The 19211-nt window shown below is 71.9% G+C and carries 18 protein-coding genes; 12 read left to right on the forward strand and 6 right to left on the reverse strand.

The window, feature by feature from the left end; translation table 11 throughout:
• Positions 1-577: 577 nt before the first annotated feature.
• Together MFF58_RS08355 and bioB are read left to right on the forward strand one after the other, a co-directional pair.
• Positions 578-1462 (forward strand): fumarylacetoacetate hydrolase family protein, encoded by an 885-nt coding sequence (locus tag MFF58_RS08355; RefSeq protein WP_238286600.1) that lies wholly within the window; start codon positions 578-580, stop codon positions 1460-1462.
• A gap of 243 nt (positions 1463-1705) precedes the next feature.
• Positions 1706-2704: a biotin synthase BioB gene (gene bioB, locus MFF58_RS08360; RefSeq protein ID WP_238286601.1), complete on the forward strand. Its 999-nt coding sequence runs from the start codon at positions 1706-1708 to the stop codon at positions 2702-2704.
• Positions 2705-2747: 43 nt separating this feature from the next.
• On the opposite strand, the gene MFF58_RS08365 is transcribed toward bioB, so the two are convergent.
• From MFF58_RS08365 to mnmA, 4 genes are all read right to left on the reverse strand, one after another.
• Positions 2748-4214: a sensor histidine kinase gene (locus MFF58_RS08365; protein ID WP_238286603.1), complete on the reverse strand. Its 1467-nt coding sequence runs from the start codon at positions 4212-4214 to the stop codon at positions 2748-2750.
• Positions 4215-4411: 197 nt separating this feature from the next.
• Positions 4412-5128, reverse strand: a complete 717-nt coding sequence (locus MFF58_RS08370; RefSeq protein ID WP_238286860.1) for a TVP38/TMEM64 family protein — start codon at positions 5126-5128, stop codon at positions 4412-4414.
• Between the two features lie 56 nt (positions 5129-5184).
• The gene (locus MFF58_RS08375) at positions 5185-5838 is read right to left on the reverse strand and encodes a class I SAM-dependent methyltransferase (protein ID WP_192706426.1); all 654 of its coding nucleotides are present in this window, start codon (positions 5836-5838) and stop codon (positions 5185-5187) included.
• Between the two features lie 25 nt (positions 5839-5863).
• Positions 5864-7018, reverse strand: coding sequence for a tRNA 2-thiouridine(34) synthase MnmA (gene mnmA / locus MFF58_RS08380; protein ID WP_238286604.1), 1155 nt, complete (start codon positions 7016-7018; stop codon positions 5864-5866).
• Positions 7019-7267: 249 nt separating this feature from the next.
• Here mnmA and MFF58_RS32245 point away from each other — a divergent pair, with 249 nt between their 5' ends.
• The 8 genes from MFF58_RS32245 (at position 7268) to flbD (ending at position 15407) form a co-directional block, all read left to right on the forward strand.
• Positions 7268-8875 (forward strand): flagellar hook-length control protein FliK, encoded by a 1608-nt coding sequence (locus MFF58_RS32245; RefSeq protein ID WP_283206429.1) that lies wholly within the window; start codon positions 7268-7270, stop codon positions 8873-8875.
• A gap of 95 nt (positions 8876-8970) precedes the next feature.
• Positions 8971-9657, forward strand: a complete 687-nt coding sequence (locus tag MFF58_RS08390) for a flagellar hook assembly protein FlgD (RefSeq protein WP_238286606.1) — start codon at positions 8971-8973, stop codon at positions 9655-9657.
• Positions 9658-9748: 91 nt separating this feature from the next.
• Positions 9749-10024 (forward strand): CtrA inhibitor SciP, encoded by a 276-nt coding sequence (sciP, locus tag MFF58_RS08395; protein ID WP_007569077.1) that lies wholly within the window; start codon positions 9749-9751, stop codon positions 10022-10024.
• 282 nt (positions 10025-10306) lie between these two features.
• Complete coding sequence (gene fliF, locus MFF58_RS08400) at positions 10307-11938, forward strand: flagellar basal-body MS-ring/collar protein FliF (RefSeq protein WP_238286607.1); 1632 nt, start codon at positions 10307-10309, stop codon at positions 11936-11938.
• Positions 11939-11975: 37 nt separating this feature from the next.
• Positions 11976-13034: a flagellar motor switch protein FliG gene (locus tag MFF58_RS08405; protein WP_373323308.1), complete on the forward strand. Its 1059-nt coding sequence runs from the start codon at positions 11976-11978 to the stop codon at positions 13032-13034.
• Positions 13031-13642 (forward strand): FliH/SctL family protein, encoded by a 612-nt coding sequence (locus MFF58_RS08410; RefSeq protein ID WP_238286609.1) that lies wholly within the window; start codon positions 13031-13033, stop codon positions 13640-13642. Before MFF58_RS08405 ends, MFF58_RS08410 begins: the two co-directional genes overlap by 4 nt.
• 10 nt (positions 13643-13652) lie before the next feature.
• The gene (gene fliN / locus MFF58_RS08415) at positions 13653-13985 is read left to right on the forward strand and encodes a flagellar motor switch protein FliN (RefSeq protein ID WP_238286610.1); all 333 of its coding nucleotides are present in this window, start codon (positions 13653-13655) and stop codon (positions 13983-13985) included.
• A gap of 60 nt (positions 13986-14045) precedes the next feature.
• Positions 14046-15407 carry a sigma-54-dependent transcriptional regulator FlbD gene (flbD, locus tag MFF58_RS08420; RefSeq protein ID WP_238286611.1) on the forward strand — a complete coding sequence of 454 codons (1362 nt, stop codon included), beginning with the start codon at positions 14046-14048 and terminating at the stop codon, positions 15405-15407.
• A 304-nt stretch (positions 15408-15711) separates the two neighbouring features.
• Here the strand turns inward: flbD and MFF58_RS08425 are convergent, their stop codons facing one another.
• Positions 15712-15996, reverse strand: coding sequence for a hypothetical protein (locus MFF58_RS08425; protein ID WP_238286612.1), 285 nt, complete (start codon positions 15994-15996; stop codon positions 15712-15714).
• Positions 15997-16094: 98 nt separating this feature from the next.
• Entirely contained in the window at positions 16095-17402 is a 1308-nt protein-coding gene (locus MFF58_RS08430; RefSeq protein WP_238286613.1) for a KpsE/RkpR family capsule polysaccharide export protein, read from the reverse strand.
• A 182-nt stretch (positions 17403-17584) separates the two neighbouring features.
• Here MFF58_RS08430 and MFF58_RS08435 point away from each other — a divergent pair, with 182 nt between their 5' ends.
• Positions 17585-18076 carry a hypothetical protein gene (locus MFF58_RS08435; protein WP_238286614.1) on the forward strand — a complete coding sequence of 164 codons (492 nt, stop codon included), beginning with the start codon at positions 17585-17587 and terminating at the stop codon, positions 18074-18076.
• Positions 18077-18140: 64 nt separating this feature from the next.
• Positions 18141-19208 (forward strand): flippase-like domain-containing protein, encoded by a 1068-nt coding sequence (locus MFF58_RS08440; protein WP_238286615.1) that lies wholly within the window; start codon positions 18141-18143, stop codon positions 19206-19208.
• Positions 19209-19211: the final 3 nt, after the last annotated feature.

The raw sequence follows: 19211 nt of genomic DNA on the forward strand, positions 1-19211 counted from the left end.
CGTCGCCGGGTTCCAGAACATCGACGACACACCACCCGAACCCGAAGCCGCCCCCGCCCAGGCCAGACCCTGCGCCTGCGTGCTCTGCTCCCGGATCCCAAAGGCGCCGGCGTGAGCCTGCCCGGCACCGAGGATCACCGCCGTGGCCGCGAGCAACCCCGCGCGCATTGTCCCGCCCATCTCGTTCCCCCAACCCGTCTCGATGTGCCCGCCCCGTTTCGGGCGGCCCCTTTTGCCGGATGGTGCCGTCTTTGAGGGGGCATTCGCAATCGCGATCGCGATGGCGGGGACGAAGACGACGCCAAGACGAGGGCGTATGCTGCACGTTGGATCGACACGCGTATCCATGTGGCGCTGAACTATTGCCGGTCGAAAACTGAATCCGGGCAGACATTCGCCGCCATGAATGATAGATCCGGAAGACCGCTATCCTGCACTTTTCCGCCATGATGTTGCCCGAATGCGACACCCGGTGGGCCCCCCGGCATCGGCCGCGCGCTTGCGCCGGGATCGGCGCCCGGCCATGGTCCCCGCAGCCGGCACGGACCGGCACAGGGAACGATGAGGAGACGCGGCGATGAAGCTCTTCCGGCACGGCCCGAGCGGCGACGAGAAGCCCGGCCTCGTGGACGCGGGGGGCGGATTGCGCGATCTCTCGGGGGTCGTGCGCGACATCGCCGGCCCGGCCCTAGCGCCGGAGTCGCTCGCGCGGCTGCGCGCCCTCGATCCCGAGACCCTGCCGAAGCTGCCGCCGGACGTGCGGCTCGGACCCTGCGTGGGCGGCACGCGCAACGTGGTCGCCATCGGCCTGAACTTCGCCGACCACGCCGCCGAGACCGGCTCGCCGATCCCCGCGGAACCGATCATCTTCAACAAGGCGCCGTCCAGCCTGTGCGGGCCGAACGACACGGTGATCATCCCCAAGAGTTCGCACAGCACCGACTGGGAGGTCGAGCTCGCCGTGGTGATCGGCCGGCGCGCCAGCTACGTCCACGCCAACGAGGCGCTGAGCTACGTGGCGGGCGCCTGCATCTGCAACGACGTCTCCGAGCGCGAGTGGCAGATGAACCGCGGTCCCACCTGGACCAAGGGCAAGAGCGCGCCGACCTTCGGCCCCCTCGGCCCGTGGCTGGTGACCCTGGACGAGATCCCGGACCTGAAGAACCTCGCCATGAGCCTCGACGTGAACGGCGAGCGCCGCCAGACCGGCTCCACCGCCACGATGATCTTCGACGTGCCCCAGCTGGTGGCGTACACGTCGCACTTCATGCTGCTGGAGCCCGGTGACGTGATCACCACCGGCACCCCGCCCGGCGTCGGCCTGGGCATGAAGCCGCCGCGCTACCTGAAGGCCGGCGACGAGATGGTGCTGCGGATCGAGCGGCTCGGCGAGCAGCGCCAGAAGGTCATCGCGTTCGACGACTGGACCGCCAAGGTCTCGGCCGGCGAGCCGACGGACTAGCGCCTTCGGGGCCGATCCTGCGCCCCCGACCGGGCGATGCGCGTGCCGGTTCCGGATCGGGTCCCGCTTCCGCGGCCCGCGCCCCGGTGCAGGCGCGGACCGGGATCCATCCCCCTCCCGGTGCGCACGGAGCGCGCGCGGGATGCGATCCGGACCCCGGCACGGGAAGGCCGCGCCACCGGCGCCGCCCCAATGCCCGTCGCACCGCTTGATTTTTCCGCGCCGATCCCACTCAAGGGCACCATGAACCAAGCTGTCGACCCCCACGCGACCGACATCCGCCACGACTGGAGCGTGGCCGAGATCCGCGCGCTCCACGACCTGCCGCTGATGGACCTCGTGTTCCGGGCCGCGCAGCTCCATCGCCGGCACAACGATCCGGCCGACATCCAGCGGGCGTCGCTGCTCTCGATCAAGACCGGCGGCTGCCCGGAGGATTGCGCCTACTGCCCGCAATCGGCCCACCACAAGGGCGCGGGCGTCGCCCGCGAGCGGCTGATGCCGGTGGAGACGGTGCTGGCCGAGGCCGCCGCCGCCAAGGCTGCGGGCGCCCATCGCTTCTGCATGGGTGCCGCGTGGCGCCAGCCCAAGGACGGCCCGGAATTCGACGCGGTCCTCGCCATGGTGCGCGGCGTGCGCGGCCTCGGCATGGAGGCCTGCGTGACCCTCGGCATGCTCACGCCCTCGCAGGCCGGCCGCCTGGCCGAGGCCGGGCTGACTTCCTACAACCACAACCTCGATACCGGACCGGATTTCTACAACGACATCATCTCGACCCGGACGTACGACGAGCGGCTGCAGACCCTCGAGAACGTTCGGGAAGCCGGGATCGGCGTGTGCTGCGGCGGCATCGTCGGCATGGGCGAGGGCGTCACCGACCGCGCCGCGATGCTCCAGGTGCTCGCCAACCACGCACCCCATCCCGAGAGCGTGCCGATCAATGCCCTGGTCGCGGTGCCGGGCACGCCGCTGGAGGACCAGCCGGCGGTCGACCCGTTCGATCTCGTGCGCATGTGCGCCACCGCGCGGATCGTGATGCCGCGGGCGCGGGTGCGTCTCAGCGCCGGCCGCAAGGGCCTCACCCGCGAGGCTCAGGTGCTGTGCTTCCTCGCGGGCGCCAATTCGATCTTCTACGGCGAGCGGCTGCTCACCACCGCCAATAACGGCCAGGACGACGACGCGGCCCTCCTGGCCGATCTCGGCATCCGGGTCGCCGAGCCGGTGCGGGCTGCGGCCGAGTAGGCGCTCACCCGCCTCCCCCTCCGCACCCGTCCTCGCGGGTGCCTCAGCCCTCCGGCAGCACGATCCGGAACCGTGCCCCGGTTTCACAGGCATCGAGGCTGAGGGTGCCACCGTTGATCCCGATCAGCTCGGCGGCGATCGGCAGGCCGAGCCCGGTTCCTCCGGAGCGCATGGAGCCCTGGAACGGCGCGAACAGGTTCTCCCGGGCGCGGGCCGGCAGGCCGGGGCCGTTGTCGGCCACCAGGATGGTGATCCGGCCCGGCTCGTCGCGGCTGGCTGCGACCCGTACGGCGGCCTCCGCCACCTGGGCCCCGTCCAGGGCCTGCACGGCGTTGCGGACGAGGTTGGCGAGCGCCCGGCCGAACTGCTCGGGGTCGGCCTGGACGCAGAGGTCGGCCGCCGAGACCTGCACGGCCACCGGGCTGGCCGCCAGCGCGGCGAGGTCCGGGAGTTCCGCGAAGATCGGCGCCAGGGGCGTCCTGGCCAGATGCGGCGCCCGCTCGGAGGCGCGCCCGTAGGCGAGGGTCGCCTCGCAGAAGCGGATCGCCCGCGCCAGCGTCCCGACGAGGCGCGGGGCGACGCGCTGCACCGTCGGATCTGCGGTGCCCTCCAGGCGATCGCCGAGGAGTTGCGCGCCGGTGAGCAGGTTGCGCAGTTCGTGGCTGATCTTGCTCACCGCCAGGCCCAGTTCGGCGAGCCGCCGCTTCTGCCGGAGTTGATCGGCGAGGCTGCGCTGCATCCGCCCGAGCGCCCGCTCCGCCTGACCGATCTCGTCGCTGCGGCGGGACGGTGCGATGATCCGCCCGGCATCCTCCGGATCGTCCGAGAAGGCCGTGATGCTGGTGGCGAGCCGCCGGACCGGGCGGACGATGAGCACCTGCAGCACGACGAAGACGAGTCCCGCCGCCGAGGCCGCGATGATCAGCGACGAGACCAGCAGCCGCAGCGCGTAGTCGATCATCGCCGTGCGCAGGGGCGCCTCGTCGAGCAGGATCTCGACGCGGTCGAAGCCGATGCCCCCCTCGCCGACCACGCGGATCGGTTCCCGCACCGGAGCCACGAGGGTGCGCCACGCGCCGCGGATCGCCGACAGGGCCGAGACCTCGCGCAGGTCGACGGTGTCGGCGACCATCTCCGGCATGGGCTCGATCGCGAGCAGCCGCTGGGCGCCGCCGCCGCGGACCGCGATGGCCCGGGCGTTGACGCCCGCCAGCAGGCGGCTCTCCAGGGCTTCCGAGACCGGCTCGCCCGTCCGCCCGTCGAGGACGAGGGCCGCCACCTGCGCGGCGGCCAGACGGTCGGACATCCACTCGATCCGGTAGTTGGCCACCGCCGGCACGTAGGTCAGCACCTCGGCCACCACCACGAAGGCGACGGTGACGAGGAACAGCCGGCCGGACAGGCCGAGGCGCGTCGCGCGCCGCTCGGACAGCTCGCGGGTCGGGGCAACCGCCGGCGCAGCGGTCGGATCGAGTTCAACGGTCATGCCGGTCACGCTCCGCGCGGGCATCGCGGATGTGAATCGGCGGGACGAGGGTTGACGATGCTCGAGCCGGGTCCGGCCGTCGCGGGAGACATGTTCGCAAGCCACAGTTTCGCTAGCGGGAATACAGGCACTCGGCGGCGGGCACTATACGATATTTACCCGGAGGCAGCCGGATGTTCCCTACGACACGGAAAAATCGCGTCGCGCTTGAATTATGAATATCATCGGTGCTTGGCGCGTCGGCCGAGCAGCAGGCTGACCAGGGCGAAGACGGCCAGCATCCCCAGGCCCGCCACCATCCTGGGCGTGACGAGCGTCCGCAGGGTCAGCGCAGTGTCACAGCCCCCCTCCCCCGCTGCCAGGCAGGCGGCCTTGGCGGTCTCATGGGCGGCGACGACGTCCTCGATCCCCGCGCCCGTGGTGGCGTACACGACGGCCCCCGGCAGGAGCCCCAGGAAGGTCGCCAGCACGAAGACCCGCAGCTTCACCCCGAAGGCGGCGGGGGCGAGGTTGGTCATCCAGAACGGGAACAGGGGCAGGAGCCGCAGGAACGCGATGTAGCCGAAGGCGTCCCGCCGGAAGCCCTCCGCCAGGCCGGCGAGGCGTGTTCCGCCCGCCCGGCGGAGCAGGTCGGCGCCCGGCCCGCGGCCGATGGTGAACACGATCGCCGCGCCGGTGGTGGCGGCGCAGACCGCGGTGAGGGCCCCCGGCACGATCCCGAACAGGAAGCCGCAGATCATGGTCAGGATCAGCGTGGCCGGCACCGAGACGACGACGGCCCCGACATACAGGCAATAGGCCGAGACCAGCGCCCGCCAGTAGCCGCCCTCGACGAAGCCGCGCAGCCAGTCCCGCGACGCGAGCAGGCGGTCGAGGCTGAGGAGCTGGGCGGCACCGGAGACGAGGACGATGGCCGACACGGTGAGCAGCAGGACCATCGGCAGCCAGCGCCGCAGCCGCTTCCAGCGCCCCTCGGCGATGGGCGCGGTCGCGCTCACCCGGGCTTGCGCATCCGCAGGATCTTGAAGAACCCGCCCGGGAAGGTCGGCTTCAGTCCCACCACCTCGACGCCGTTGCGCCGGGCCCAGGCCTCGATCCGCGTCGCCTTGAAGTCCGACGACCAGCCGATCTTGGTGCAGAGCGGCGCCACGATCTCCTCGACCCGCGCGACCGGCCCGTCGCTCTGGCCGAAATGGTTGGCCAGCACGATGCCGCCGCCCGGCCGGACCACCCGCAGGAACTCCGACATGGCGGCCTCGGGATCGGGCACCAGGGTGATCAGGAACTGCGCCACCACGGCGTCGAAGCTCGCATCCGCGTAGCCCAGGTGGCAGACATCCATCACCTGGAGGCCCTTCACGTGGGACAGGTTCCGCCGCCGGACCTTGGCGCGGGCGCGCTTGAGCATGTCCTCGGAGAGGTCGACCCCGCAGACGAAGCTCGCCTTCGGGTAGTAGCCCAGCGCCAGCCCGGTGCCGACGCCGGCCTCCAGGATCCGCGGCCCGTGCTCGGCCGCCGCCTCGACGGCCGCGCGGGCCGCGGGCTCGGTGAGCTTGTCGTAGACCACGTCGTAGACGGGGGCCCAGCGGGCATAGGCCTTGCGCATCAGGGCCGTGCTCGGCCCGGCCATCTGCGGCTCGCTCAGCATCGTTCGAAGATTCCAGAGGTTGAGATCAGGCGGCCTCGCGGGGCCGGGCCGACAACGCGTCGACACGCCTTATGGTGCCGCCGCCCAGGACCCGGGCCCGGGGGCCGTCATCCGCGTAGATCGCGCAGGCCTGGCCGGGCGACACCCCGTCCTCGGGCTCGGCAAGCACGATCTCGGCCGCGCCGTCCGGCCCGACCGTCAGCGTCGCCGGGCGCGGCGGCCGGGTCGAGCGCACGCGAACCGCCACGGGCAGGTCGCGCACGGCTTCGACCGGGCCCTCGCCCAGCCAGTTCAGGTCCGAGAGGCGGATGCGGGTCGTGGCCAGCGCGGCGCGCGGGCCGACGACCACGCGGGCCGAGTCCGGCTCCAGCCGCACCACGTAGAGCGGCTCCGCCCCCGACAATCCGAGGCCGCGGCGCTGACCGACCGTGTAGTGCACGATGCCCTCGTGCCGGCCCAGCACGTGGCCCGCGAGGTCGACGATCTCGCCGGGCCGCGCCGCGTCGGGGCGCAGCCGGGCGATCACGTCGCTGTAGCGGCCCTGCGGCACGAAGCAGATGTCCTGGCTGTCCGGCTTCTCGGCCAGCGACAGGCCGAGTTCCTTCGCCAGCGCGCGGGTCTCGGTCTTCGCCATCTCGCCGAGGGGGAAGCGCAGGAAATCCAGCTGCTCGGCCGTGGTGGCGTAGAGGAAGTAGCTCTGGTCCCGGGCGGGATCGAGGGCGCGGTGGAGCGCCCGGCCGCCGCCCGGCAGGGCGCGGCTCGCCACGTAGTGCCCGGTGGCCAGCGCGTCGGCGTTCAGGTCGCGGGCGAGGCCCAGGAGGTCGCGGAACTTCACCGTGCGATTGCACTCGACGCAGGGGATCGGCGTCTCGCCCGCGAGGTAGCTCTCGGCGAACTTCTCGATGACCGCGTCGCGGAACCGGTCCTCGTAGTCGAGGACGTAGTGCGGGATGCCGAGATGCTCGGCCGCCGCCCGCGCGTCGTTGATGTCCTGGCCGGCGCAGCACGCGCCCTTGCGGTGGGTCGCGGCGCCATGGTCGTAGAGCTGCAGCGTGACGCCGACCACGTCGAAGCCCTGCCGCTTCAGCAGGCCCGCCACCACGGAGGAATCGACGCCGCCCGACATGGCGACGACGACGCGCGTCTCGTGGGGGGCTTTGGGGAGATCGAGGGCGTTCATCACGTGGGTCCGCAGCCGCCGGCCCGGAAGCTTCCCGGCTGCACGGTGCGTCTATAGCGGGACTCCGCCCGGCTTTCCAGGGCGGTGGCTCGCCTCGGCTGCGGCAACCCGGCAGATCCTGCCGGGCGCGCGGCAGCTTCGACCGTACCGGCATCGCGCCCTCTTCGCGAAAATCCAGTTCGATCAACGCCTTATCCTCGGACCGGACTGGCGCGCGGCTTGCTCCGAGGCGGGCCAGAGGAGTCCTGTATGGCGAGCGGGTCGGCGGATCGATTGGATATCACCGCGTGGATTCCGCCCGCGCGGAGCGCACCCGCCGCGCGTTCGGGCTGGGATGCGGCGGGCGTCGCGGCCCGGTCCGTCGACACGCCGCAGGATCGCTTCGGCCAAGCCCTGAGCGCCGCCCGGTCGCAGGACGACGCCGCGGCGGCGCGGTCCCACGCGGCGACCCGCCGCGACGACACCGCGGCGGCGCGGGCTCGTGAGGCCGATCAGCGCGATCAGGCCGGCGCGGGGCGCACGGCGGCGGAGCGGGCGCGGGACTCGGCCGCGCAGGCCGACATCCGGGCTGCGGACAGGCGCTCGAGCCTCGCCAAGCCGACGCCGCGCGCGCCGAGCCGGCTCCCGGACTCCGCCCAGGCGGAGGCCCCGCCGGCCCCCACCGCTGCGCCGGCCGACCGGAAGGCCGCGGCACCCGCGACGCGCCCCGCCGAGGCGGAGCGCAGCGCTCCGCAGCCCTCCGCGGCGACCGACGCCGCGTTGGATGCCGCGCCGGACGCGGCGGCTGCCGAGACAGGACAGGCCGACGCGGAATCGCAGACCCGGCAGGCTGAAGCCGCCCCGCCACAGGCGGCACAGCCGGCGCCCGTCGACCCGACCGCGGCGCTGCTCGCCCTCCTGGCGAGTCTGGCCGAAGGCGGCCCGGTCCGCGCGCCGGAGGCGGCGGACGCGGCCCCGGGCCTCACCGCGGCGGGCGCGGCCGGGGGCGGCGGGACGATCGAACCCGCGAAGGCCGGCGCGGGCGCGTCGCCCTCCGCGGCGCCCGGCCATCCGGCCGCGGATGCTTCGCCCGCGGGCCGCAAGTCTCTGTCCGCCGCCGCGGGCCCAGCCGCCGGACCCGCCGCCGGTGCGACGGCGCCCGCGCCGCCGGTCACCCCGGGCAAAGCCGGCAAGGATTCCACCGCCGTCGAGGGCGCGCCGGCCGGACCCGGCGAAGCCGCGGCCGCCATGACGGGGGCCGCGACCGGCGGAGATTTTCTCGCCGCCCTCGCCGATGCCGGCCAGGGGGCTGGCGCGGCTCCGCCGCAGCTCGCACCGTCCCCGGTCCCCGGCGCCCCGCAGCCGGCCGCCGCACAGGCGGCGCCCGTCGGCGCGTCCGGAGCCGCCCAGCCGGCGTCCCCCCCGGCCGCCGCGCCGGCCCGAGTCGATCCCCCGATCCCCCTCGGTCAGGTGCCGATGACCATCGGCCTGCGCTCCCTGGGGGGATCGAGCGAGTTCCAGATCCGGCTCGACCCGGTCGAGCTCGGGCGCATCGACGTCAAGCTCGCGATCGACAAGGCGCACGGCACGGTGATGACCCATCTGGTGGTCGACCGGCCGGAAACCCTGGCGCTGCTCCAGCGCGACGCCGGCCAGTTGCAGCAGGCCCTGTCGCAGGCCGGCCTCGATCCGTCGGGCGGGGGCCTGAACCTGTCGCTGCGGGGCGACGGCGGCGCTCAGGCCGGCGGCGGCGGACAGCAGGACGGCGCCCCGCGGGGAGGCGCGACGGCCTGGACCCGCGACAAGGGCGACGCGCCGCAGGAGGTCGCCCCGACGCGCTGGCTGCGCGGCTACGGCGGCGTGGACATACGGATCTAGGCCATGACGCGCAGGCCCCGGCCTCCGGCCCGCCTGCGCCGACAACGATGCGACGCGCGGGCCGCGCGGATTGACCTGGCACGGGAGAGAACAGCGTGACGACCGGCATATCCAGCACCACGAACACGACGGCCAAGACGGCCGTATCGGCGGGCAGCAGCGGCAACGCCACCGAGATCGCCAGCAACTTCACGCAGTTCCTGACGCTGCTCACCACGCAGCTCAAGAACCAGAACCCCCTCGACCCGATGGACACCAACCAGTTCACGCAGCAGCTGGTGCAGTTCGCCGGCGTCGAGCAGCAGCTCAAGTCGAACGACCGCCTCGACAGCATTCTCAGCGCATCGCAGGCTGCGAGTTCGGCCTCGGCCACCAGCTACATCGGCAAGACCATCACGGCGGACGGCAGCACCTCCCAGCTGTCGAACGGCTCGGCCTCCTGGAACCTGACACCGTCCCGCGCCGCCTCGAAGGCCGTGATCACGATCCTGGACTCGAAGAACAACGTCGTGGCGACGCAGGCCACATCGCTCACCGCCGGAAGCCAGGCCTACACGTGGAACGGCAAGACCTCGGCCGGGATGACCTCGGCGGATGGCAACTACACGATCAAGGTCGCGGCCACGGATGCCACCGGCGCAAGCGTCGCCGTCGATACGAGCCTGACCGGTACGGTGGACGAGGTCGATCTCAGCGGGACGACCCCCGTCCTGATGGTGGGCTCCCAGAAAGTGCCCCTGTCCAGCGTGCAGACCATCGGGTTGTCCACAAGTGGCACTTAACGAATCACATCCGAGTGACTCGCTTCAACATCTCTTAAGCGGGCGCAAGTACATTCAATGCTCGACAGGTCAGTCGAGTGTAGAGCGTATCATGACCGAACCGAGCCGCCCGAGAGTGAAGTACGTGATCGGGCCCGACGGCAGCCCCCTTACGATCGCGGACCTGCCGCCGCCCAGCACCCGCCGGTGGGTGATCCGCCGCAAGGCCGAGGTCGTGGCGGCCGTGCGCGGCGGCCTCCTCAGCCTGGAGGAGGCCTGCAAGCGCTACACGCTGACCACCGAGGAATTCCTGAGCTGGCAGTTCTCCATCGACCAGCACGGGCTGGCCGGTCTGCGGACCACCCGGATCCAGCACTACCGGCACTGATGCTGAGCCCTTGAGACGCGCGACGTCATCGGGGACTCCGCTGCGCGGTCACGCGACGACGGTGTGGCCGCCGTCGCGAGCGCCCGATCCGGACGCCGCGGATGCGGTTCGACGACCATTCCCGGTGCTCTCGAAGCCGCGTCCGTACCCCGGGCGCGGCTTTACGCGTTCCAGCGCCCCGTCGAGGCCCGGCATTAACGCCCCGCTAACCATGGACCGGGCAATTTCTGCCGAGCCGGCCGAACAGCCTCGCCCCGCGTTCAGAGTGCAGTGAACCCCGCCGTGAAGCCGGTCCTCGATCTCGTCACGAAGCTCGGACCGGCCCGCATCGCCGCCATGGCGGCGGTGACCCTGACGCTCATCGGCTTCTTCGCCTTCATCATCCTGCGGGTTTCGCGCCCCGACATGGGCGTGCTGTTCTCCGACCTGTCGATGCAGGACTCGGCCGCGGTGGTCCGCGAACTCGACGCCCGCGGCATCCGCTACGAGACCAAGGGCGAGGCGGGCCAGACCATCATGGCCCCACGCCCCGACCTCGCGAAGCTGCGCATGGACCTCGCCGGCAAGGGCCTGCCGGTGCAGGGCGGGGTCGGCTACGAGATCTTCGACAAGGGCGACGCGTTCTCGTCCACCAACTTCGTGCAGAACGTGAACCACCTGCGCGCCCTCGAGGGGGAACTCGCCCGCTCGATCCGGGCGATCGGCCGGGTCCAGGCGGCGCGCGTCCACCTCGTCCTGCCCGAGCGCCGCCTGTTCGAGCGCGACCGGGAGACCCCGAGCGCCGCCATCGTCCTGAAGCTGATGGGCGACCTCGACGCCGGCCAAGTGCGGGCGATCCGCCACCTCGCGGCCTCCGCGGTCGAGGGCCTGAAGCCCGACCGCGTCTCCATCGTCGATGAGCGCGGCCGACTGCTCGCCGACGGCGCGAAGGGCGCCGAGGCGGACGCCGCCAGCGGCTTCGAGGACCGGCAGATCACCCTGGAGCGTCGCCTGCGCGGCCAGATCGAGGACGTGGTCGCCGGGATCGTGGGACCGGGTCGCGCCCGGGTGCAGGTCAACGCGGAGCTCGACCTCAACCGAATCGAGAGCCGGTCCGAGACCTTCGATCCCGAGAGCCGGGTGGTCCGCTCCGCGCAGACCCGCACCGAATCGGCGCTGACCGCCAACGCCGACGGACAGGTGAGCGTCGGCAACGAGCTGCCGGGCGCCAATGGCGGCGACAAGGCCCCCGCACCGAAGGACGCGACCAACAAGAACGAGGAGACGACGAACTACGAGATCTCCCGCGTCACCAAGACCGAGGTCGCCGAGGGCGGGCGGATCAAGCGCCTCTCGGTGGCGGTGGTGGTCGACGGCGTCTACGCCGTCGCGCCCGACGGCAAGCAGACCTACAGCCCCCGCGCCCCAGCCGAGATCGAGCGGATCACCGCGCTCGTGCGCAGCGCCGTCGGTTTCGACAAGGCGCGCGGCGACCAGATCGAGGTGGTGAACCTGCGCTTCGCGGAAGCGCCGAGCGTGCCGCAATTCACCGAGCCGTCGCTGATGCAGTCGCTCCTCGCCCCCACCAAGGAGGACGTACTGCGCGTGGCCGAGCTCGGCGTGCTGGCGCTCCTGACCCTGATCGTCCTCCTCACCGTGGTGCGGCCGCTGGTGCGCCAGGTGCTGGCGCCCGTGCCGTCGCCGCCGTCGCTCGCCGGCCCCGGGATGGGGATCGCCGGCGAGGCGTCCGTGATCGCGGGTCCCGGCGCCACCGTCACGGTGATCGACCGGGACAGCCCGACCGCGCGGCTGATGGAGTTCGCCAAGATCAACGGTCAGGTCCAGGCCGAGACGGTCCAGCGCGTGGTCGACATGGTCCGGGCGAGCCCGTCCGAGACCGTCGAGGTGCTGCGCACCTGGATCCAGGAAGAGTGACGCGTCGGGAGTCGAGGGCAGCACGATGGCGGGCGGTATGGCGGCGGGTATGACGGCAGGTCTTGCGAACAGCCTCGCGACGGCGGGCGGCGATTCGTTCGCGTCGATGCCCGGTCCCCAGCGCGCGGCCGCGCTCCTCCTGATGCTCGGCGAGGAGGAAGGCGCGCCGATCTGGCAGATGCTGGAAGAGGAGGAGATCAAGAAGGTCAGCCACGCGATGGTCCAGCTCGGCACGCTGGAGGCCGCGACCGTCGAGCGGCTGATCATCGAGTTCGTGACGAAGCTCGGCAACAGTGGCGGCATCTCGTCGAATTTCGAGCGGACCGAGGCGCTACTCCTGAAGATCTTCCCCAGCGATCAGGTCTCGCTGATCATGGCGGAGATCAAGGGCGCGTCCGGAAAGCGCGTCTGGGCCTCGATCGCCCAGGTGGACCCCGAGATCCTCGCCTCGTTCCTGCGCAACGAGTACCCGCAGACCGTGGCGGTGGTGCTCTCGCGGGTGCGGGCCGACTACGCCGCCAAGGTGCTGACCATCCTGCCCGAGGACTTCGCCATCGACTGCCTCAACCGGATGCTGCGCATGGAGACCGTGCAGAAGGAGGCGCTGCGCCACATCGAGGAGACCCTGCGGGTCGAGTTCGTATCGACCATCGCGCAGACCCAGCGCCGCGACGCCCACGAGATGATGGCCGACGTGTTCAACGCCTTCGACCGGCAGACGGAAGGCCGGTTCCTCGCCGCCCTCGATCAGGCCAACCGCGGCTCGGCCAAGCGCATCCGCGAGCTGATGTTCACCTTCGAGGACCTGCTGAAGCTCGATTCGGGCAGCGTCCAGACGCTGATGCGCTCGGTCGACAACGACACGCTCTGCCGCGCCCTGAAGGGCGGCAACGAGACGACCCGGGCCTTCTTCATGAAGCAGATGTCGACCCGCGCGGCCAAGAATCTCACGGACGAGATGGCCGCCCTCGGGCCGGTCCGGCTCAAGGAAGTCGACGAGGCGCAGGCCAAGATGACCGAGATCGCCAAGGACCTCGCCGAGAAGGGCGAGATCATGATCGCCAAAAATAGCGCCGAGGAGGAGTTGGTCTATTGAGCGCCCAAGCCTCCCGGAGCGCGAAGCCGTTCCTGTTCGAGACCGATTTCCGCAGCGCCCGCCCGAGCCCCGAGGCGCAGCGCGCCGCCGAGGCCGCCGCCCGCACCGAGGCGGAGGCGCATGCCCGCGGCCTGCAGGAGGGGCGCGCTCAGGCCGAGGCGCAGGCGCAGGGTCGCCTCGCCGACGCTATGACCCGCCTCGCCCTCGCCGCCGCGGGCCTCATCGCCCAGGCCGACGCCCGCGACACCGAGCGTGAGGCCCAGGCCGTCGAGGTGGCCATGCTGATCGCCCGCAAGGTGGCGGGCGATGCGCTGGACGCCGCCCCCCTCGCGGGCATCGGCGAGGCGGCGCGCACCGCGCTCCAGCACCTGCGCGGGGTGCCCCACCTCGTGGTGCGCGTGCATGACGGCCTCGTCGAGGAGGCCGAAGCCCTGGTGAAGCGCCTCGCGCGCGAGCGCGGCTACGAGGGCCGCCTCGTGGTCCTGGGCGACCCCGACATGGCGGCGGGCGACGCCCGCATCGAATGGGCGGACGGCGGCATCGTGCGGGAGCGCGCCCGCATCGAGGCGTCCGTCCTCGACGCCCTCGGCCTGACCCCGAGATTCTGAAGGAACCCGGATGTCCGACGATTTCAGCCTGCCTCAGCTCGGCGAGCACGACCCGGACTACGTGGGCGAGTCGATCCGCGATGCGCCCACGACCCCGAAATCCGCGTCCGACCTGGAGCAGCTCTTCGACGTGCCCGTGATGGTCTCGGCGGTGCTCGGCTCCGCCCGGATGCCGATCGGCGACCTGCTGCGGCTGGCCCCCGGCGCGGTGCTCGAACTCGACCGGAAGGTGGGCGAGGCGATCGACGTGTTCGTCAACAACCGGCTCGTCGCCCGCGGCGAGGTGGTCCTCGTGGAGGACCGGCTCGGGGTGACGATGACCGAGATCGTCAAGGGTGACTGAGGTTTCGGCTGCGGCGCCGGTGACGGCCGTCCGCGCCACGCGCTTTGAAAGGGACGAACCATGCGGCTCCTGATGATCGGGCGGCTCAACGGCGAGCTGATCACCGCCTCGAAGATCGCCATGCAGCGCGGGGCCACCGTGACGCAGGCCGATGCCGTGCCGCAGGGCCTCAACGTCCTGCGCGCCCGGGGCGCCGACCTGATCATGATCGACGTCTCGCTGCCGATCCGCGACCTGGTCACCGCGCTGGAGGCGGAGCGGATCCGCACGCCGGTGGTCGCCTGCGGGGTCTCGGCGGACGCGGAGGCCGCCGTTGCGGCGATCCGGGCCGGCGCGAAGGAGTACATCCCGCTCCCGCCCGATCCCGAGATGATCGCCGCGGTGCTGGAGGCGGTCACCACCGACCGCGCCGCCTTCGTCTGGCGGGACCCGTCGATGGAGCGGGTGGTCAAGCTCGCCGAGCAGGTCGCCCGGTCCGAGGCCTCCGTGCTGATCACCGGCGAAAGCGGCACCGGCAAGGAGGTGCTGGCCCGCCACGTCCACCAGAAGTCCAACCGGGCGGGCAAGCCCTTCGTGTCGGTCAACTGCGCGGCGATCCCCGAGGCCCTGCTCGAATCCGAGCTGTTCGGCCACGAGAAGGGGGCGTTCACCGGCGCCGTCGCCCGGCGCATCGGCCGCTTCGAGGAGGCCAACGGCGGCACGCTGCTGCTGGACGAGATCTCGGAGATGGACGTGCGCCTGCAGTCGAAGCTGCTGCGGGCGTTGCAGGAGCGGGTGATCGACCGGGTCGGCGGCACGGCGCCCGTGCGGGTCGACATCCGCGTGCTGGCCACCTCGAACCGCAACCTCGTGGAGGAGGTCCGCAAGGGCACGTTCCGCGAGGACCTGTTCTACCGGCTGAACGTCGTGTCCCTGAAGCTGCCGCCGCTCCGCGAGCGCCCGGCCGACATCCTCGAGCTCGCCCACCATTTCGCCCGCAAATACGCCGCCGTGAACGGCGTGCCGGTCCGCCCCCTCTCCGCGGAGGCCCGGGCCCTGGTGTTGAAGAACCCCTGGCGCGGCAACGTCCGCGAGCTGGAGAACACCCTGCACCGGGCGGTGCTGCTGGCCTCGGGCGAGGCGATCGGCTCCGACGCGATCCTCTCGCCGGAGGGCGAGGCCTTCGCGGCCGAGGGGCCGGCGGCGCGCGCCGCACAGGTTGCGGAGGCGGCGACGCGGGGCCTGGTGGGGCGGACGGTGGCGCAGGTCGAGTGCGACCTGATCCTCGACACGCTGGACCATTGCCTCGGCAATCGCACCCACGCGGCCAAGATCCTCGGGATCTCGATCCGGACCCTGCGCAACAAGCTCAACGAGTACGTCTCGGCGGGCCTCGACGTGGCCGAACCCGGCAGCATCCGCGCGAGCGCGGCCTGCGGGTAGGCATACGCCGCACGGGCGCATCGGTTCGGACGGCGGAGCCGGGACGAGGCCGTGATGCCCTGCCGGATCGGGCTGCAGCGCGCCACGAGCGCGTTCCGCGGCCCCTGCCTCGGGTCGCGGCGACCGCGTCGGCGCGCCTCGAAGGCGGGCTCCCGCCGACCGCGCGGTCCCCGGAGCGCTCCTTCGCGGCCCCGCCTGAGGCGGATCGGACAGCCGTCCGGAGTCTTCCCGGTGTCGGGCGGTGGATCGTGACGGTGCCGCCGGGCCCGGCTCCGCGCCCCCGTTCAGACGCCTGACCGGCGCCCTACCGCTTCCGGCCCTGCGCGGCCTTGGCGTCGGCGTTCTGCGCCGCGAAGGCCTCTTCGAGCTTGCGGAGCGACTGGAAGCGGGCGACGTCCCCCTCGATGTCGCGGATCGTCTCCTCGACGAGGTGGCGCTGGAGCGTCACCCGCGGGTCCTCGGGGGGCAGTGCCTCGCGCTCCTGCAAGCGGAGCACGGCCTGCCGCACGACGGAGTAGACCGCCTCGCGCTCCTCCCGGGTCATCGACGGCTGGATCGCCTTCGCGACGAGATCGGAGAAATCCGACATGGACGGTTAGACTTCGCTCTTTCACCGGGCCGCCCGGAGAGCCGGGCCGCCTTCCTCTACAGACCGCGCCGCGCGGGATCCAGATCCCGCCTGGAGGCCTACATTCTCTGGTCGCGGACACCCGCGATCAGGAGGGCCGAGGAACTCCAGATCACCAGGAAGCAGAAGAACGACACGATGAGGGTGTGCCACCGCTCGGGATAGAGGCTGTCGGTGGGCAGAACCGGCGGCACGAAGGTCGCCAGGAAGATGTGCTGCTTGGTGGCCGAGACGCGGGCGCGGTCGAGCAGCATGTGGGCCGATTCCTCCAGCTTCTCGGCGATGGTCCGCTCGACCATCAGACCCTCGTACTGGACCAGGGCCTCGGTCAGGTTCTGGCCGCCCGCCGTGCTGGCGCTGGTCAGCTCGGCCTGGAGCGCCTTCATCTGCTGCTCGATGGCCGCCAGGTTGGAGACGAGGACCTGGATGGAGCGCGAGCGATCGTCGAGGGTCGAGCCGCGAAGGACCTGCAGGTCGTTCTCGGCCTTCAGCTTGTCCTTCCGGAGCAGCATCAGGGTCGTCATCGTCCCCTCCGCCGTCTTGATCGGGTCGATCACGCCCCACTGGTTGCGGAAGGTCTGCAGCGCGAGGTGGGCCTTGCGCAGGCGCTCCTGGGCGACGGTCGCGTCGGACTCGGCCTGGGTGACCATGTCGGCCTGCGCGCGCTTCGAGATGTCGTTGATCAGCGCCTCGGCGCGCGTCACCACCTCGCGGGCGATGGTGAGGGCGTCCTCGGGGGTGAAGGCGCGGATCGACAGGCGGATCACGCCCGAGATCGAGTCGATATGCGCGTCGACGTGCTTGCGCCAGTACTTGGTGAGATCCTCGATCGGGTCGTTCGGGTTGAAGCGCGTCCAGAAATCGGCCTCGCTCCGCGAGAACATCTTCGATAGGCCGACGCTCTTCTCCAGCGCCTCGACCATCGTCTGACTGCTGATGTAGTCGCGGACGATGAAGCTGTCCTGGCTGTTGTGCTTCTGGATCAGGTTGGTGAACTGGCCGAGCGAGATGTTCTCCATCGGCTCGACGTTGCCGCGGACGGCGAACTGAGCCTCGGCCACGTACTGGTTGGACGCGAAGGCGAACAGGTACAGGCCGACCACGAGCGTCGGCAGCAGCACGAACAGGCTGACGCGCCGGATGAGCCGCGAGCCGTAGCTCGACGTATCCTCCTGGCGGGGACGCAGGCCCGGCAGCTGCGTCCAGTCCAGGCGCGCGCGCACCGAGGCGACCAGCGCCCGGGCGGTACGCTTCTCCGGGATCGGCCGGATCGTCTCCGCGCTGCGCCGCAGCTCGGTCATCGGCGATGCGGTGAACGTCACGAGTTCAGCTTCGCGCGTGTCGTCCTTGACGTCGTCGAAGTTCATCCGCTCATTGTTCCTGGATCTGCGCCGGTCCCGCTGCCGCGGCGCCGGCCTTAGGGCGACCCGTGCGCGGTACCGGGATCCCGTTCTTTTAGGCCCTTTTTATGGCGCCGATCCCCCCAGCCGCGCCGCGGCGACGGGCGACGTAGCCCGGCCCGGGTATCGCGGCCTACAGTCTCCGGATGATGACAGACCCACGTTCAGCGAGCGGCGCGGAGGCCGGTCCGGCCAGGAGCTCGACCAGCGGTCCGGCCGGGGGCCGGGCCACGGGTGGGGCCGCGAAGTCGGCCAAGACGAAACTCACCGAGATCGTGGTCGTGTGCTCCAAATGCGCCAAGCGGCAGGGCCTCCCGGCCCGGTCCGTCCGCGCCCTCCTGAAGAAGGCCGGGAAGCGGGCCGCCGAGGCTGCGGGAGGCGGGCCCCGGAGGAAGCTCCGCATCGTCGAAACCGGGTGCCTCGGCCCCTGCCCGAAGCGGGCGGTGGCGGTCGCCACCGGCGCGAGCCTCGCGGCCGGCCGGGTCCTTCTCCTCGATCCCGAAGCGGATCCCCAGGCGGCCCTCGCCGCCATACTCGACCCCGTGCTCCCGCCGGCACGCCCGCGCAAATCCGTCCCCGAATTCGGCCCCATTACCGCTCTAGCGGCGGTACCGCCTGACGAATCGCCGCCGGGCCGTTGACCGGCTCGAACCTGGAGCGCCCGCGCTTGCCCACCCTCCGTCGCGCAACCCGCACACCCCGCCCGTGAGCGGCGACCGCGCATCCTGGACGCGCCGGGCGTCCCGCGCGGTCGTGCGCCGCCTGCCCCTGCTCGGCACGCTGCTCGGGCTCGGCCTGGCGACCTGGCTCGTGGCGACCAACGATCTCGGGGCGGTGGCGGCGGCGTTCGGACGAATCGGGATGGCGGGCTTCGTGGGCGTCACGCTGGTGCGCGCCCTCGTGGTGATCGTCTGCGGCATCGCCTGGGCGCGCATCCTGGACGGACTCTCGCCCGCGCCGTCTTCGGCCTGCCTGATCCTCCGCTTCGTGCGCGAGGGCATCAATGTCCTGCTGCCGGTCGCCTCGGTGGGCGGCGACGTCCTCGGGGCACGTCTCCTGACTTTCTGGGGCGTCGCCGGGTCCCTGGCGGCGGCCTCCGTACTCGCCGACCTGCTGTTCCAGGTCGGGACGCTCGCCCTGTTCGCCGGTCTTGGGGCCACCCTCCTCAGCCACGTCGAAGGGGCCGCGGCGGCCGAACTCGCGAGCTGGACGCTGCGGACGCTCGCGGCAGCCGGCCTGGCGCTCGCGGCCTTCTTCGCGCTCCAGCGCACGGGGATCGTGCGGGTGGTCGAGGAGCGTCTCACCGCCCTCGGCCGTCGCTTCGTGCGCGAGACGGAGACGCGTCCGGAGCCGGGCCAGCGCATCCAGGGCGCCCTGGATGCGGTCTGGGCGCCGGGGCGCCGGGGGCATCTCGCCCAGTCCTTCGTTCTTCACGCCCTGGCCTGGATCCTGGGCACGGCCGAGGTCTTCGTCGTCCTCACCTGCATCGGGGTCGACACCGTCGGCCTGTCGGACATCCTCGTGATCGAGGCGCTCAGCCAGGCCATCAAGGCCGCCGCCTTCCTGGTGCCGAGCGGGCTCGGCGTGCAGGAGGGCGGCCTCGTGCTGGTCTGCGGCCTGTTCGGCATCGACGCCGGCACCGCCATCGCCCTCTCCCTGGCCCGCCGCGTGCCCGACGTCGTCCTCGGCCTGCCGGCCCTCCTCGTCTGGCAGAACCTCGAGGCGCGGCGGGCCAGCGTGCGCCCCGCGGCCCCGACCTGCGACCGTCCGTGATCA

The organism is Methylobacterium longum (assembly GCF_022179385.1).
Classification (GTDB): Bacteria; Pseudomonadota; Alphaproteobacteria; order Rhizobiales; family Beijerinckiaceae; genus Methylobacterium; species Methylobacterium longum.